The organism is Pseudoalteromonas sp. XMcav1-K, assembly GCF_044005875.1.
In the GTDB taxonomy this organism is placed as follows: domain Bacteria; phylum Pseudomonadota; class Gammaproteobacteria; order Enterobacterales; family Alteromonadaceae; genus Pseudoalteromonas; species Pseudoalteromonas spongiae.
In genome coordinates, this window is the sequence record NZ_JBIPJE010000021.1 from 1 (window position 1) to 15,289 (window position 15,289).

A 15,289-nucleotide genomic window follows, 5' to 3' on the forward strand; every position below is an offset into this window, starting at 1 on the left:
CCCAGAGCTTGCGACACGTATTACCGCCAGTATTAAAAAAGCAATTGGTGAAGACAATACATTAAAAGCGGAACCTGTAATGGCCGGTGAAGATTTCGGCCTGTTTGGTCGCACCGATGAAAATGTGCCTATTACCATTTTTTGGCTTGGTGGTGTAAACCCAACAGAGTATGAAAGCGCAATTAAAAATGGCACTAAGCTACCCTCGCTTCATTCAAGTAAATTTGCGCCAGATTACCCACTGACAATTAAAACAGGCGTAACGGCTATGAGCCAAGCCGCTGTTGATCTATTTAATAAAAACTAAAGGAACCTACTATGAAATACATCGCATTTGTTGCATCACTACTATTTAGTGTTACTTGTTTTGCTAATACGCCAGTTATTACGCAGCAGCAACTTCTTGAAAACCAAATGTCGGCTAATGCTTACACCATAATAGATGTGCGCTCAAAAGAAGAATTTAACGATGGACATGTAAAAGGCGCACTTAATATTCCGCATAATCAAATTGAAGAAAACATGTCGGTATTAGAGGAACTAAAAGATCACACGCTCGTTGTGTATTGTCGCTCAGGTCGTCGCGCGGGTATATTTGAAGAAGCGTTATCTAAGAAAGGCTTTAAGTTAAAGCATTTAGAAGGTGACTACCTCGCGTGGAGTGAAAAACAATTACCGTTAATTAAAAAGTAATTTCTCTGGGCTTTTTTAGCTAAGCATTTAAAACAAAAAACCAGCCACATCAGGCTGGTTTTTTATATTCATTTAGCACTTATTCTTCAATTAACAGTGCTTTAATTTCTTCTTTTGCACCAAGAATGTGTTGCTTAAGTAGCTGACAGGCATTGCTCGTGTCACCGGCACGGCAATAATCGATTAACTGCTTATGCTCACCACCTGCTTTTTTGATACCACCAGCAAGTAATAAGTGCATACGAATATAGCGGTCAGAGTTTTTATTTAAAATATTTACCACTTCTAGCGTCTGTGGGCGCTCAGCTGCTTGATACAAATAGGTATGAAAACTGGTATTCAAATCTGCCCATAAGTTGGCACTGTCTTCATGGGTAAGCGCTTCATCTAACTTAGATAATAATTCTTCAGCATGATCAAAGTCAGTTGCATTCATATTTGGAATAGAGCGAGCAAGGAGATCAGCTTCTAACATTGCTCTTAATTCAAAAAGCTCATCAACATGTGCGGCATCAAGTTCAGTTACTACCGCGCCTTTGTGCGCTTGGAACTTTACTAAGCCTTCTGCTTCAAGTTGTAATAGGGCTTCACGTACAGGAATACGGCTTACATCCAACTCTTCCGCAAGCGCTGCTTGGCGTAACGGTTGACCGGATTTTACTTCGCCTTTTAAGATTTTTTCACGAATTGCATCCACTACAAATTCAGTACGTGTTTTATATGCTAGCCCCATTTTATCTCTTTGTATTTTGTATAAACTTGGCAATAGTTTATACAAATTATAAAAAAAGGCCAGCATAGCTGGCCTTTTACCTTAGAACGGGAACACACAATTATTTCATGCGAACTCTAGGGTCCGTTAATCTTTGCTGTTCTATTTTTGTTTTTCTGAGCGTGTTTCTACCGCGGCGCTCGATGTGTAGCCTAGTCGCCTAAGCAAATATCGGGCAAAGCTTCCGCGTCCTGCTCTCGCCCCTTACCTACATCCATGTAGGCAACAATGATAAAAGCGCGCTCAAAAAAACCTTCCGGCAGTGCTTGATTGGCTTTTCTGCTTTGTTATCGGCTGACTCGCATAGAATAACTATGCAACGCAGCCTCTTCCTTGCATAAAACCCAATCAAGCTACTGCAAAAACGAACTTGAAAGATCAACAGATCCTAAAATGCATTTTGTATACATAGAGGACGCAAGAATCGTTCTATTGCTTGGCTGCCGACAGATGTGCTACGTACATCCGTTGAACTAGGGAATGGACCACCGTGCATCATTGCATCACACACTTCCACTCCCGTTGGCATTTGATTGTATATTAAACGGCCAACAACATAACTTAGCGACTCGGTAATATCAGTATGTTGCTGTACTAATGCTTCGCTACCATGAATTGTTGCTGTTAATTGACCTTCGAGTTCTTCAATCAATGCTACTAATTCATCATTCGATGAATAAGTTACCATTAACGCTGCTGGGCCAAATACTTCTTCATGCAATGCTTTATTGTTTCTGAACTCAGTCGCTGTAGTGGCAAATACTTGCATGCTACAACGAAGTGCTTCAGATTGACCACTTGCAACAAGCGTCGCATTGCTTGCAAAGTTTTCACATCCTGATTGATACGCTTTTAAAATAGCAGGTGTTAACATGGCTTGCGGTGCAGACACTTCCACTTCTTTTGCTACAGCTTGCTTAAAGCTTTCAGCTTCTTCTTCAGCAATTAACCACAAACCAGGGTTAGTACAGAATTGACCTGCCCCCATATTTAGCGATGCAATAAATGTTGCTGCTAGTTTATCTTCTTGACCTTTAACAAAACCTGGAAGCAGTACTTGCGGATTTGTTGAACCAAGCTCACCATAAAATGGAATTTGCTGCTTGCGTTGTTTAATGCTGTCTTGCAGTGCCATACCTACACCAAACGAGCCAGTAAAACCAACCGCTTGGATTTTTGGATTTTTAACCAGTTCGTGGCTTACATCATAACTTTTTGAGTGTAATAACTGATAAACACCTTTTGGCATATCACATTTAGTAATTGCCGCTTCAATCGCGCTAACCACAATTTCGCTGGTACCTGGGTGTGCTGAATGAGATTTATAAACCACAGGACACCCAGCCGCTAATGCCGAGGCTGTATCACCACCTGCCGCGCTGAACGCAAGTGGAAAGTTACTTGCACCAAATACCGCAACCGGACCAATCGCAATTTTTGCCATTTTTAATGTTGGACGCGGTAAAGGCTGACGCTCAGGTAATGCTGCATCTTCAGCGATAAACTCAACGTCTTTTTCTAAATTTGCTGCAAATAAACGTAGCTGCCCAACAGTACGACCTAGCTCACCTTTAATACGCATTTCAGGTAAACCGGTTTCAAGAGGAGTACGTGCAACAAGTTCATCTTCTTTGCTTGCTAGTTCATCTGCAATCGCATTTAAAAACGCAGCGCGCTGGGCTTTAGTGGTTTTACGATAAACCTTAAATGCAGCGTCTGCCACATCACATGCTTGTGCTAGCTGATCAAGGCTACAGTTTTTAAATGCAGGCTCAAGCGGTGTATGGTCAAATGCGTTAATTGCGTTAAATGAACCTTCACCTTGTGAAGTCCATTCGTTATTAATAAAACTTAATCCTGTAAACATTTACTTTCCCCTTTATACAAGTTGAAAACCATTAACATAGGGATCATCATCATCCACTAGTATTTGGTTGTATCCGGTAATTTTTGCCCATCCTTGAATCGATGGTTTTATGGCAGTAATGCCGCCAACTTCGGTTACTGACTCAATAGTGCCAACAAACTGACTGCCAATAATGCTTTCATGTACGAACTTTTCGCCTGGCTTTAATAAACCTTTCGCATGCAGTTGCGCCATACGTGCCGATGTACCTGTACCACACGGACTGCGATCAATCGCCTTATCGCCATAAAACACCGCGTTGGCTACGGTAGAACCTTCAGTTTTTGGTGCGCCGGTCCATAACACATGCGATAGTCCTGTTACTTTACTATCTTCTGGGTGAATACATTCCGCGGCACGCCCTGCAATTTCGCGTACCAATGGACTGAATTTTAAAATATCCCCAGGTGACCATTTATCAATACCAGGGAAATTTTCTTGCGGCTCAACAATGGCGTAAAAGTTACCGCCATAGGCGATATCGAGTTTGATTTTGCCAAGCTCTGGCACGTCAATTTCAATATCACGGTGTGCTAAATAAGCCGCAACATTATAAATTTTGACCCAATCAACTTTGTTGTTAGTCATCTGATATTCAACATTGATCTGCCCGGCTGGCACATCAATCGTCAATTTACCCTGCTCTTTGGGTTGAATAAGCCCCGCTTCCAAACCCGCTGTAATCGTACCGATCGTGCCATGTCCGCACATAGGTAAGCAGCCAGAAGTCTCAATAAACAAAATGGACGCATCGGCATTATCTGAACATGGAGGATACAAAAACGCGCCCGACATCATGTCGTGACCACGAGGCTCAAACATCAAAGACTGGCGGATCCAGTCGAATTCGCGCATAAAGTGCATACGCTTTTCACCCATGGTATTGCCATCAAGCACAGGGTGTCCCGAGGTTACCAGTCGCACTGGATTGCCACAGGTATGGGCATCAATACAAAAATAGGTCCCTTTCTTCACTTGCTGCTCTCCTATCTATTGTTACTTCTTATAATGCGAAATAGGCGTGCACCTTGATGCACACCTTGGCTAAGGGGAAAGCCTAATTGTTATACTTCGTACGCTAAAACCATATCTGAATGTGTCATTGCGTTTTTGCATTGTGTTGTGAAAAACGACTGCACATATTGCCAATTTAGTTTCATTTGTTTTTACTTCGAAAAGTGATACTGTACATTGTATACCGATTAAGTTAATGTATATTGTATACAATGTAAAGCACTATTTTAATCTAATGGAAAACACCTCTCGATCGGTTAATCAAAATGTCGCTGTAATTGGCGCAGGCGTAATTGGAATTGCAACCGCAATTCAGCTGCAACAATGTGGTTATCAAGTCACATTACTCGATAAACAAGGTATTAGCGAAGGCTGTTCAAAAGGTAATGCGGGGCACTTTGCGACAGAGCAAATATTCCCACTGGCACAAGCCTCTTTATTGCCGCAATTGCCAAAAATGCTGCTCAACCCGAAAGGCGCACTGCGTATTAGCCCGAGTTATTTATTTAAAGCATTACCGTGGTTTATGCGGTTTTTAGCAAATATGCGTCCGCGCATTTTCAAGCAAAACAAAGAAGCGTTAAAAAAACTAAACTGCGCGGCAATAAATGCATGGCAGCGGCTTACTCAAGCAAGTAATAGCGAAGGACTATTCCATTTAAATGGCAGCTTACTCACCTTTGAGTCAGACTCGCGAAAAAATGCACTCGCAACACTAGAACACTATAAAAATGAAGATGTTAATGTCACCCTACTTGAACGCAATGAGCTTGATGAATTACAACCGGGCTTACATCAAAATATAACGCATGCATTATACTTTACTGATGTAGGGCACACTTGTAGCCCATATCAATTAAACCTCGCGCTATTTGAGCATGCAAAATCGTTAGGCGTTAGCTTTAAACAAGTTGAAGTCACATCGCTATTTACTACCGATTCAGCTGTAACCATAAATACCAACCACGATGACCTAGTGTTTGATGCACTCATAATGTGTACCGGCGCTCACAGCAAATCACTGTGTAAACAACTTGGGTATAACGTGCCACTTGATACAGAGCGTGGATACCACTACATGGTATCCAGTGAGAAAATGCCCACCATGCCAGTTGTATCATTTGAGAAGAAATTTATTCTAACCCCAATGCAAGAAGGGCTTCGCCTTGCGGGTACAGTAGAATTTGCAGGTCTTTCAAAAGCACCAACCTACCGCCGTGCGGATATGTTAAAGCAACTTGGCGAATCTATTTGGCCGAATATGGTGGATGATCATCCAGAGCAAGATAAAAAATGGATGGGTTTTCGCCCTACGCTACCCGACTCACTGCCTGTGATTGGACGCGCACCAAAGCACAACAATGTATTTTTTAACTTTGGCCACCAGCACCTAGGTCTAACCCTGGCGGCAATTTGTGCCGAGCTTATCGCTTGTGATGTGCAAGGAGTTAAACCCTTAATTGATTTAACCCCTTATTCAATCGCTCGTTTTAATTAACAGGCAACACCACTTTTGCAACGCAACCACGTTTAGGGTGGTTGCTAAGTGAAATCACTCCGTTATGCGCCGATACAATTTGGCGACACAGCGCAAGGCCAGTACCTGTGCCTTGCTTTTTGGTGGTGTATAAAGGCACAAAAAGATTGTCAGGGTTACTAATGCCTGCGCCTAAATCTCTGATTTCAATCACTACTTGTTGCTCATCTTGTTTAAGTGAAACATCTATCGTGTGCTTTGGCGCTGCTTCATGGGCATTTTTTAATAAATTAATTAAACATTGCTCTAATTGAGCGGCATCCACTTCAACAATGCAGCTAGCAGCTAACTGTAAATTACAAGGGTAACCAAGTAACTCTGTACTACTTGAGATTATTTTCACTAAATCATGCTGTTTTTTCTGTGGCTCAGGCAAGGTAGCCAGTTGACGATAACCCTGAATAAACGATTTTAAGCGGGTTGCACGTTCGCCAATAATGGTTAAGCCACCTTGAATATCTTCTTTGTCTTCGCCGTCAATCGGCAAGCTCGATGATATTTTATTTAACGTGTCGGTTAAGCTAATAATTGGCGACAGCGAATTATTAATTTCATGACTTAACACACGCACTAAATCTTTCCATGCCTTTTGCTCTTGATGGCTCAGTACTGTTTCTAAATCCGATAAAATAAATAAGTTATGCTGCTTACCGGCTTCTCTGAAATTATCACGATACAAATGCAAGCGTGACGATGCTTGTTTATTCGCAACCATCACTAATTGATTATTTGGCGCATCAATAAGATCAACTAAGTTTAAATCCGCAAGTGTATGGTTAATCAACTTGGATTCAGGTTTTTCAAAAAAACGCTCTGCCGCAGGGTTTGCTAAGGTAATTTTTTGATTTTCATCACAGGCAAAAATAATCACACCAATTTGTTTAATTAGTTTCGCTAATAACAACTGGCTTTCTTTGTATTCAAAGCGAGTGGTTGATAAATTATCTGCAAGTCGGTTAATCTGCTGAACTAAATCGCCGAGCGCCGATGACTCAGCAGCGCCCTTAGCTCGCAAGGTGTAATCACCTACATTTAACGCTTCAACTAAATTTGCTAACGACAAGAACTGCTCGTTTAATTTATCAAACAAGTAATAAAGATTTACCAGCACCACTAAAATCAGTAACACACTCACCAACGCTTGCAAATAGATGCTGAAGTCCGCCTGCCAAATCATCACCAGCGCAATAAAATTGCCCGGAAGCGCTGCCCACAACACCGAACGTTGTAACTGATTGAAAAAGTTTTTCACTATTAAATACCAAACTTATCGAGGCGACGATAAAACGCACTGCGACTTAAGCCAAGTGATTTTGCCGTATCTAATGCGTTGCCTTGGTATTCCATTAAACGCTGTTCAATCACCGTTTTTTCAATTTCATCCATGGTGCCTTGGTACTTAGTGGGTGTTTGCTCAAGAGTCTCTGGGGTTTGAGCTACACTTGGCGTTAGCATTAGATGCTCTGGGCTGATTTCGCTTACGGCAAGTAAGGTAGCGCGTTCTAAGGTGTGAGATAGCTCGCGTACATTGCCCGGCCAATCGTATGCCATTAATGCATCACACGCAGCTGGCGATAAACTTGGCGCTGGTTTATTAAAACGTTTGGCCGCTTTAGCAATAAAGTTATTTGCCATTGGCAATATGTCGTCTTTGCGCTCAGCTAAACTTGGTAAACGCACTACAAACGTGTTTAACCGATAAAGTAAATCTTGGCGAAACGTAGCATCTTCTACCATTGCATCTAAATTGGCATTGGTTGCCGAAATTAAGCGAATATTAGCAGTTTGAGTTTTACTTGAACCAACTTTTTCAAATTGGTGTTCTTCTAATAAGCGCAGTAACTTTGCTTGCTGTGGCAGTGGAATATTACCAATTTCGTCCATAAACAAAGTGCCCTTTTCGGCAAGTTCAACGCGGCCAATACGATTCTCCTTGGCATCGGTAAAAGCGCCTTTTACATGGCCAAATAGTTCAGACTCAAATAAGCTTTCGCTGATTGCTCCCATATTTACCGAAACAAAGCGTTCGTTATTACGGCTGCTCAACGTATGAATATGCTGCGCAAGTAAACTTTTACCGGTGCCATTTGGCCCAGTGATCAGCACATTGATATCAGCTTTGGCAATTTGCGCTAGTTGTGCAAGCAGGGCTTTCATCGGTGCAGATTCAACAATCAACTCACCTTCACTTTGTGCTAGTTCGTTTTTTAAGTTTTGGTTTTCTTGGTTAAGCACTTGGTTTTGAAGTTTTTGCTCGCGCAATTTAAGCTGATTGGTGATGACTGTTAATAAGCGTTCGTTTTCCCAAGGCTTTTCGACAAAATCGCCCGCTCCGGCTTTCATTACCTCAACGGCGATTTCAACACTTGCCCATCCAGTCATACACACGATTGCTAAGCTTTCATCAAGGCTTGCGAGCTGTTCGGTAAGATTAATACCTTCCTGACCAGAGGTAGTATCAGCGTGATAATTTAAATCGATTAAAGCGAGATCAATGTCGTTTTGTTTAACAAAGAAAAGCGCTTCTGCTGGTGAACTTGCTGTAGTGACTTTAAACCCCTCGCTTTTTAAAAATAGGCGAAGTGCGGCAACAATACTCGGATCGTCATCAGCAATTAAAATATGAGACACAATTTATCCTTTACTGCGTTAATTCTTATTTGCTTATAAGCGCACGATGGCTACTAAGCATAAGCGGATAGTGGTTTTAGGGTAAAAGTTAACTTTCGTTAAATCAATAAATAAAAACCAGTGCAAGCACTGGTTTTTATTTAATTTTATCTATTCGTGTCTAAGTGCACTTGATGGTTCCATATTTAGCGCCTTTCGCACTGGTAGCACAACGGCAAGGATAATTACTAAACTGATTAATACTGGCACACCAACATAAACAAGCAGCGAGCCCTCGGCCATACTGCCTTGCTCTAGCATCTTTACTAACAGCACACCAGCTGGAATACCTAAAATTAAGCCAGCCACTAGCTGTTTTGTCGCTTGCATTAGGTAATGGTTATACACATTACTGTTATCTGCGCCAAGTGCTCGGCGAACACCGATTTCTTGTGTTTTTTGCACAATCGAGTTAGCCATAACACCATAAATACCACTAAATGCAATGACCATTGACGAGATAGCGAATAAGATAAAGATATTAGCAATAAAGTTCATACCCGATAAACGACTGTCGATACCCGCTTGAATGTCAGTGATGCTGTAAGGTGCAACATCGGCATCTAACTCAACCGCAGCTTTAGTTAATAAGCTTACAGGATTATGCATTGCAGTTGCTGTAGGCGCATTTTTAATTACCGCTTTCATATGTAAGCGAGGGAATTGCTCGTAAGCCAAAAACATCGATGCTTTATCACTATTATGATCAAATGGTTGGCCGAATATGACATTGTTAGTAACGCCAACAATAGTCACTACGGCATTATCCATTTCCATTAATTTAATACGCTTGCCAATTGGGTTTTCACCCGCTAAGTGTTTTTCAGCAAAGTTTTTAGTAACAACTGCATTTAGGCTTGTTCCTGCTGAATCTGTGTTATTGAATAAGCGCCCTTCCAACAATGTCATCTCCATTGCTGAAAAGTAGTTATTCATAACAATGTTCACGTTAGAACCTGGGTAACTTGGGTTTTTGCCGTAATCGACACCCTCAACCGAGATATTTTGGAAAATGCCCCATGTGTGCGGTAACGACTGACTAAACGTAACACTTTCAATTGCTGGGTTTGCAGTTAGCTTTTCTTCAAGTGAACGATAATACTGTTTTGCTCTTTCAATGTTTTCTTTTCCGTAGCGTTCACTTGGCAGTGCAATACGTGCCGCAACGCGGTTATCAATTGCAACACCATAATCAGCATCATTCATCTTGCTTACTAAGTTAAGCATCGCTGCTGAAAGCATAATTAGCGCGCACGATAAAGTTACTTCTAAACCAACAATTACCTTGCTAAGTAGACCTGCCGTTTTGCTTTGCGCGCCACGTGTGCCATCACGCAGCACTGCGTTGATATCGGTTTTAGTTGCGCGCCATGCAGGTAAGCCACCTGTAATTAGTATGGTGCTTAATACCGTTACCACAGTAATAATTAAGCTTGCTTGCGTAAGCCCTGCTTGCCACCAAAACGGAGGCTCAATTGGCAGCGAATTTAAAAAGTAGTCAAACGTTAAATCTAATCCGTAGCCTGCAATTAATACTGCTAAACAACCAGACAGTACACTAATAATTAAGCTTTCACACATTAATTGGCGAATAAGTACTGAGCGTGGTGCACCAAGCGCTGTACGAATTGCACTTTCTTTATTACGCTCAATAGCGCGAGATAACAACAAGTTACCCACGTTTACACACGCAAGAACTAAAATAAACAACACCGCTAATGCCATAGCAAGTACCAGCGCATCACCGCCTTTACCAATTTTTTCCAGTTGGAAAGTCCAAACAAAACCAATTTTTGTTGAGTTTAGCTCTGGATACTGGCGAGCAAACTCCGCAAAAATAGTCTCCATTTCGCGATTTGCCTGCTGTTCAGACACCCCTTCTTTTAACAAGCCGTAAACTGCTACGTAATTAGAATCTTCTCGCGCAATACCTTGGCTTTCAACTTTAAACGGCATATACATTTGTGCAAAATCTGGAAAGCGATAACCAGGCGCTGTAACCCCTACTACTGTATGGTTTTTGCCATCGATACGTATTTTTTGACCGACAATTGTTGGGTCAGACGCAAACATTTCACGCCATACAAAATCACCTAACACGACTACACGCTCATTGCTGGTAGAATCTGCTTTTGTTAATAAACGACCAAGCGCTGGTTTTGCTTCCGACACTTTAAAGAACTCTTCACTGACAAAGTGTGATGAATAGCGAATAGCGCGGTCGCTTGTTGAAACGGTTACTGTGTAAGTATCGTAAGCATCTAAAAACTCAAAGCTGGTTTGTTGATTAACAATATCAAGGTACTCTTGGTAACGTACCGAAGTACCATCGTACGCCACACCGTTTACTACAGTCGTAACTTTGCGTAAACGCTCGCCATCTTCAAGTGGAATAGTGCCGCTCAACGTGTTGAAAATAAAGCTGAACATATAAATACATAAGCTTAAACCAATGGTCATAACAAAGGTCGTTAGCGCTGCAAAACGTGGGTTTTTAAGCATTCCACGCACAGCATATAAAATATCGTCTAACATGGCATTTCTCCTTATGCTACTGCAACTTGCGCTTGCGTATCGCCAACAATACGGCCATCAAATACTTCAACAATGCGCTCAGCACGTTTTGCACCACGGGGGTCGTGAGTAACCATACAAATAGTGGTGCCCTCTGCATGTAACTTGTCCAATAACGCCATCACTAACTCAGCATTTTTAGAATCAAGGTTACCGGTTGGTTCATCCGCTAGAATAATTGAAGGGTTGCCAACAATGGCACGCGCTACAGCAACACGTTGCTGCTGACCACCTGAAAGTTGCGCTGGGTAATGCTTTGCTCTGTGGCTCATATCAACTCTTTCTAGCGCTGCCATTGCCATTTGCTTACGCTCGGCTTTAGTTAAGTCTTTGCGGTACGTCAGTGGCAAAGTAACGTTTTCTTCTACCGTTAAATCACTAATCAGGTTAAACGATTGAAATACAAAACCGATTTCTTTATTACGAATATACGCGCGCTGTTTGTGATCAAGTCCAGCGACCTGATGGCCATTTAATTCAAAGCTACCACCCGAGCACGTATCCAGTAAGCCTAAAATTGATAGCAAGGTTGATTTACCACAACCTGAAGGGCCTGAAATTGATACGTACTCGCCTTGTTTAATATCTAAATTAATCTCGCTTAGTGCGTGAGTTTCAACTTCATCGGTAGCAAATACTTTTTTAAGGTTTGTTAGTTTAATTAGTGTATTCATGTGATTATTCCTTCAAAATTCGTTATTAGTATGGTTTTGGATTAGTTCAGCGCAACACGTGCATGACGTGAAAATTCGCTTTGCTCAGAGATGACCACCTGATCACCCACAGCTAATCCAGTTACAATTTCAATTTCGGTACTTGATGCTTTACCGTAGGTCACCGCTACTTTTTCAGCGTAACGGCCATTTTCAACCAGTTTAAAAGCACTTAGGGTGCGCTCAGCTTGTGAAAATGCTGGGCGACGCACAAATAAGGTGTTAGTTTTTTTAGCCACTATGATGTCGCCATCTACAGAAAGATCTGGGCGCGCTTCTTGTGGTAATGGTGTTTCAAGCTCAACATCCACTTGCACCGTACCTTCTACAACTGCTGGATCGATTCGTTTAACTTTACCCATAATGGTGTTAAAGCGGGTATCAATCGCGACACTTTGCCCAAGCGCAATAGCGGATGCTTTAAGCTCAGGGATTTTTAATTCAGCAATTAAATCATCTTGCTTAGCAAATTTTGCAACATTGCTACCAAGTGATACTCGCTGACCTAATTCAAGCGGCATTGCTTGTAAAATACCTGAAACTGGCGCCACTACTTTTAGTGATTCAAGTTGAAACTCGGCACGTTCAATGGTTTTGTTTAGTTTTTCCAAACGTGCTTGCTGCGCGGTAAGATTTGCTTTTAAGTTTTCGCCAAGTTGCATTTCACGGCGCTTATCAATCGCAAGGGTTTCTTTTAACTGTGACACAGTCAGTTTTGAGCTTTCGTAATCAAGACGAGAAACCGTTGCATTGCCTTTTTGAATTAACTGCTCTTCTGCTTGCAAACGCATATTGGCTTTATCGTAAGCCATTTTGGTTTGTAGCAAACTTGCTTGCATATCCAGTAATTTGGTTTGTTGGCTTACTTTAAGTGCAGCTAGTTCAGCTTCAAGCGCTGTGCGTTCCCACTGCAGTTCTTCCACTTTTTGCTTTAGTTCAGGGTTAGCAAGCTCCACAATTAAGTCACCTTGATTAACTGCTGCACCTGGCTTCATAAGAATTTTTTCGACTTTACCTTCAACATTACTGGCAACCCAGCGCACATCGCGCGGTGCTAACACACCATGGCCCGACACTTTAATTGTAAATTCGCCTGCTTTAACTTCTGCTGTTAGTAAGTTAGAACGCTTAACCGTTGCACTTGCAAAATCCACTTGCGCAACGCCATAGACGGCACCTGCGAAAAGCGCTGCTGCCACAGAAAATACTGCAGCTTTCTTTTTGTAAAACGGTGTTTTTTTAGTTTTGATAATGTCCATTTTAAATGCCTAATCATGTTTGCATTGGTAATAGACTTATATCAAAGAGCGTGCCAAATAATAAAAATCAATAATAACAATAGGTTATTATAAAATCGAAATTTTTGGGCTTCTATCACATCCCAATTTTGGGATGACGTTTAAAAAACCACATCCCAAAATTGGGATGTGGTTTTTACTTAACTGGTTGTTTTTGTTTTGCGTTTGTAACGGCGCTTAAACGGCTTTTGTTTGGGCGGGGGTAAATTACTAAATCCAGTGACGGGTGTTTTGCTAGCCAACGCAATATGACCTTGTAGCTCATTGAGTAATGGCGTCATAAAGCTGCTGTAACTACCGTGCTTTTCCGCAATATGAGTAAGCTGCGACTCCCAAAGCGCAGTCATATCGGGTTTTGTTAATTTTTCAGGTAATACATTGATTAAGGCTTTGCCGGTTTCGGTGGCTAATATGTGTTTACCTTGGCGCTGTAAAAAACCGCGTTTAAATAGTAATTCAATAATGCCCGCACGGGTGGCCTCGGTGCCTAGCCCGTCGGTGTCGCGCAGAATTTTTTTAATTTCGGCATCATCCACGTAGCGCGCAATTCCGGTCATGGCACTTAACAAAGAGGCATCATTAAAATGCTGTGGCGGCTCAGTTTGTTTTTCAACTAAGCGCCCTTGTTGGCAGGTAAATAATTGTCCTTTTGAAAGCGCGGGTAGCGTTGCTTCGTCTTTTAATTCGCTTTTACCCATCAGCACTTTAAAACCTAGCTGGCTTTCGCGCTTTGCAGTCGCTTTAAACTTACCGCCAGCAATTTCTACCAGCACGCTTGTATCGTGATAAATATAATCAGGGTAAAACAGCGCTAAATATTGGCGGCAAATAAGACCGTAAATTTTTTCTTCTTCAAAACCTAAACTCGCACTTTTTAGCTTTTTACTGGTGGGAATAATAGCGTGGTGCGCCTCTACTTTTTTATCATTCCAACACTTATGTTTGCGTGACGTATCGGCGTTCGCAATTAACTCGCTTGTTTGCCCTTTGTTATTTTCCATCGCGCTAAGCACTTGTGATGCTTCAAAAAAATGCTCATTGGGTAAATAGCGATTATCTGAACGTGGGTACGTAATCAGTTTGTGCTTTTCATATAAACTTTGGCAAATATCCAACACTTTTTTAGCTGGCATTTTAAATAGCTTTGCCGCATCAATCTGTAGCGCAGATAAATTATAAGGTAATGGCGGCGCTTGCTTTTTGGTTTTTTCCTCAACAGATAACACCTGCCCTTGTTGCCCCGTAATGCGGCTAATGACATTTTCACAGAGGCCCTTATGCAACACACGACCATCTTCATCCTGATATGGCAAGCACGCCTCGCTCGGCAGCCATTTAGCTTGAAATTGCTCGCCTTGTTCTGTGATATTCTCAGCAATAACTTCAAAAAATGGGCGGCTGACAAAGTTTTCGATTTCTAAATCGCGACGTACAACTAAACCTAAAATAGGCGTTTGCACCCGACCAACCGAGAGCACTCCGGTATAGCCGCCTTGTTTACCTTTAATGGTATAAGCACGAGTTAAATTCATACCAATTAACCAATCGGCACGAGAACGCGCCAACGCAGAAACTGACAGCGGTATAAAATCACGATTTGATTTTAAATTATTCAAAGCTTTTTTAACGGCGTTTAAGTTAAGGTCGCTAATCAGCAAGCGCTCGGTACTATCAAGTTTTGTTTTTGATACTTTCGCCTCACTAATTACTTCATCCACCAGCAATTGCCCTTCACGGTCAGGGTCGCCCGCATGCACAAGTTGACTGGCTTGTTTTATGAGTTTTTTAAGCAAGGTGAGTTGTTTACGGGTTTTGGCTTTGGCTTTTAATTGCCATGTGTCGGGCGCTATAGGTAAATCAGCTAAATTCCATTTTTTGTAGCGTTCATGGTATTCGTCGGGTTCTGCAAGTTCGAGCAAATGGCCAATACACCACGACACCACATCACCATTACCCACAATAATATGGCTATCCATTTTTTTATGAGGCTTTGGCAGTGCATCGGCAATAGCACGCCCTAATGATGGTTTTTCTGCGATATAAAGTTTCAAATCAAAACAAACAACTGTATATAATTACAGTTAACTATATCGTATTATGAAGTAAATGCTA

General features: G+C 41.7%; 11 protein-coding genes and 1 pseudogene. 3 read left to right on the forward strand and 9 right to left on the reverse strand.

Annotated features, from left to right (window positions below; all coding sequences use genetic code 11):
* Positions 1-307 (forward strand): annotated as a pseudogene (locus ACHSBP_RS01625) (amidohydrolase); the annotation flags it as partial.
* An 11-nt stretch (positions 308-318) separates the two neighbouring features.
* Positions 319-693 (forward strand): rhodanese-like domain-containing protein, encoded by a 375-nt coding sequence (locus ACHSBP_RS01630; protein ID WP_010561662.1) that lies wholly within the window; start codon positions 319-321, stop codon positions 691-693.
* Between the two features lie 79 nt (positions 694-772).
* On the opposite strand, the gene ACHSBP_RS01635 is transcribed toward ACHSBP_RS01630, so the two are convergent.
* The 3 genes from ACHSBP_RS01635 to ACHSBP_RS01645 form a co-directional block, all read right to left on the reverse strand.
* Positions 773-1,426: a GntR family transcriptional regulator gene (locus ACHSBP_RS01635; protein WP_040642007.1), complete on the reverse strand. Its 654-nt coding sequence runs from the start codon at positions 1,424-1,426 to the stop codon at positions 773-775.
* 427 nt (positions 1,427-1,853) lie between these two features.
* Positions 1,854-3,332 carry an aldehyde dehydrogenase (NADP(+)) gene (locus ACHSBP_RS01640; protein ID WP_395387999.1) on the reverse strand — a complete coding sequence of 493 codons (1,479 nt, stop codon included), beginning with the start codon at positions 3,330-3,332 and terminating at the stop codon, positions 1,854-1,856.
* A 12-nt stretch (positions 3,333-3,344) separates the two neighbouring features.
* Complete coding sequence (locus ACHSBP_RS01645; protein WP_010561665.1) at positions 3,345-4,346, reverse strand: 4-hydroxyproline epimerase; 1,002 nt, start codon at positions 4,344-4,346, stop codon at positions 3,345-3,347.
* Between the two features lie 235 nt (positions 4,347-4,581).
* Here ACHSBP_RS01645 and ACHSBP_RS01650 point away from each other — a divergent pair, with 235 nt between their 5' ends.
* On the forward strand, positions 4,582-5,883 hold the full coding sequence (locus ACHSBP_RS01650; RefSeq protein WP_395388000.1) for an NAD(P)/FAD-dependent oxidoreductase: 1,302 nt from the start codon (positions 4,582-4,584) through the stop codon (positions 5,881-5,883).
* On the opposite strand, the gene ACHSBP_RS01655 is transcribed toward ACHSBP_RS01650, so the two are convergent.
* From ACHSBP_RS01655 to ACHSBP_RS01680, 6 genes are all read right to left on the reverse strand, one after another.
* Positions 5,876-7,174, reverse strand: coding sequence for a sensor histidine kinase (locus ACHSBP_RS01655; RefSeq protein WP_395388001.1), 1,299 nt, complete (start codon positions 7,172-7,174; stop codon positions 5,876-5,878). The genes ACHSBP_RS01650 and ACHSBP_RS01655 overlap by 8 nt on opposite strands.
* Positions 7,175-7,176: 2 nt before the next feature.
* On the reverse strand, positions 7,177-8,553 hold the full coding sequence (locus tag ACHSBP_RS01660; RefSeq protein WP_395388002.1) for a sigma-54-dependent transcriptional regulator: 1,377 nt from the start codon (positions 8,551-8,553) through the stop codon (positions 7,177-7,179).
* Between the two features lie 150 nt (positions 8,554-8,703).
* Positions 8,704-11,127: an ABC transporter permease gene (locus ACHSBP_RS01665; protein WP_395388003.1), complete on the reverse strand. Its 2,424-nt coding sequence runs from the start codon at positions 11,125-11,127 to the stop codon at positions 8,704-8,706.
* An 11-nt stretch (positions 11,128-11,138) separates the two neighbouring features.
* A complete protein-coding gene (locus ACHSBP_RS01670; RefSeq protein ID WP_010561670.1) occupies positions 11,139-11,840 on the reverse strand; it encodes an ABC transporter ATP-binding protein in 702 nt (233 codons plus the stop codon).
* 41 nt (positions 11,841-11,881) lie between these two features.
* Positions 11,882-13,138 (reverse strand): efflux RND transporter periplasmic adaptor subunit, encoded by a 1,257-nt coding sequence (locus ACHSBP_RS01675; protein WP_395388004.1) that lies wholly within the window; start codon positions 13,136-13,138, stop codon positions 11,882-11,884.
* 179 nt (positions 13,139-13,317) lie between these two features.
* Positions 13,318-15,228: a DNA topoisomerase III gene (locus tag ACHSBP_RS01680; RefSeq protein ID WP_395388005.1), complete on the reverse strand. Its 1,911-nt coding sequence runs from the start codon at positions 15,226-15,228 to the stop codon at positions 13,318-13,320.
* Positions 15,229-15,289: the final 61 nt, after the last annotated feature.

Excerpts from the sequence above, each read along its gene's own strand:
- ACHSBP_RS01630 (WP_010561662.1), top strand. The coding sequence starts at position 319 with ATGAAATACATCGCATTTGTTGCATCACTACTATTTAGTGTTACTTGT.
- ACHSBP_RS01635 (WP_040642007.1), bottom strand. The coding sequence starts at position 1,426 with ATGGGGCTAGCATATAAAACACGTACTGAATTTGTAGTGGATGCAATT.
- ACHSBP_RS01640 (WP_395387999.1), bottom strand. The coding sequence starts at position 3,332 with ATGTTTACAGGATTAAGTTTTATTAATAACGAATGGACTTCACAAGGT.
- ACHSBP_RS01650 (WP_395388000.1), top strand. The coding sequence starts at position 4,582 with ATGTATATTGTATACAATGTAAAGCACTATTTTAATCTAATGGAAAAC.
- ACHSBP_RS01665 (WP_395388003.1), bottom strand. The coding sequence starts at position 11,127 with ATGTTAGACGATATTTTATATGCTGTGCGTGGAATGCTTAAAAACCCA.
- ACHSBP_RS01670 (WP_010561670.1), bottom strand. The coding sequence starts at position 11,840 with ATGAATACACTAATTAAACTAACAAACCTTAAAAAAGTATTTGCTACC.
- ACHSBP_RS01675 (WP_395388004.1), bottom strand. The coding sequence starts at position 13,138 with ATGGACATTATCAAAACTAAAAAAACACCGTTTTACAAAAAGAAAGCT.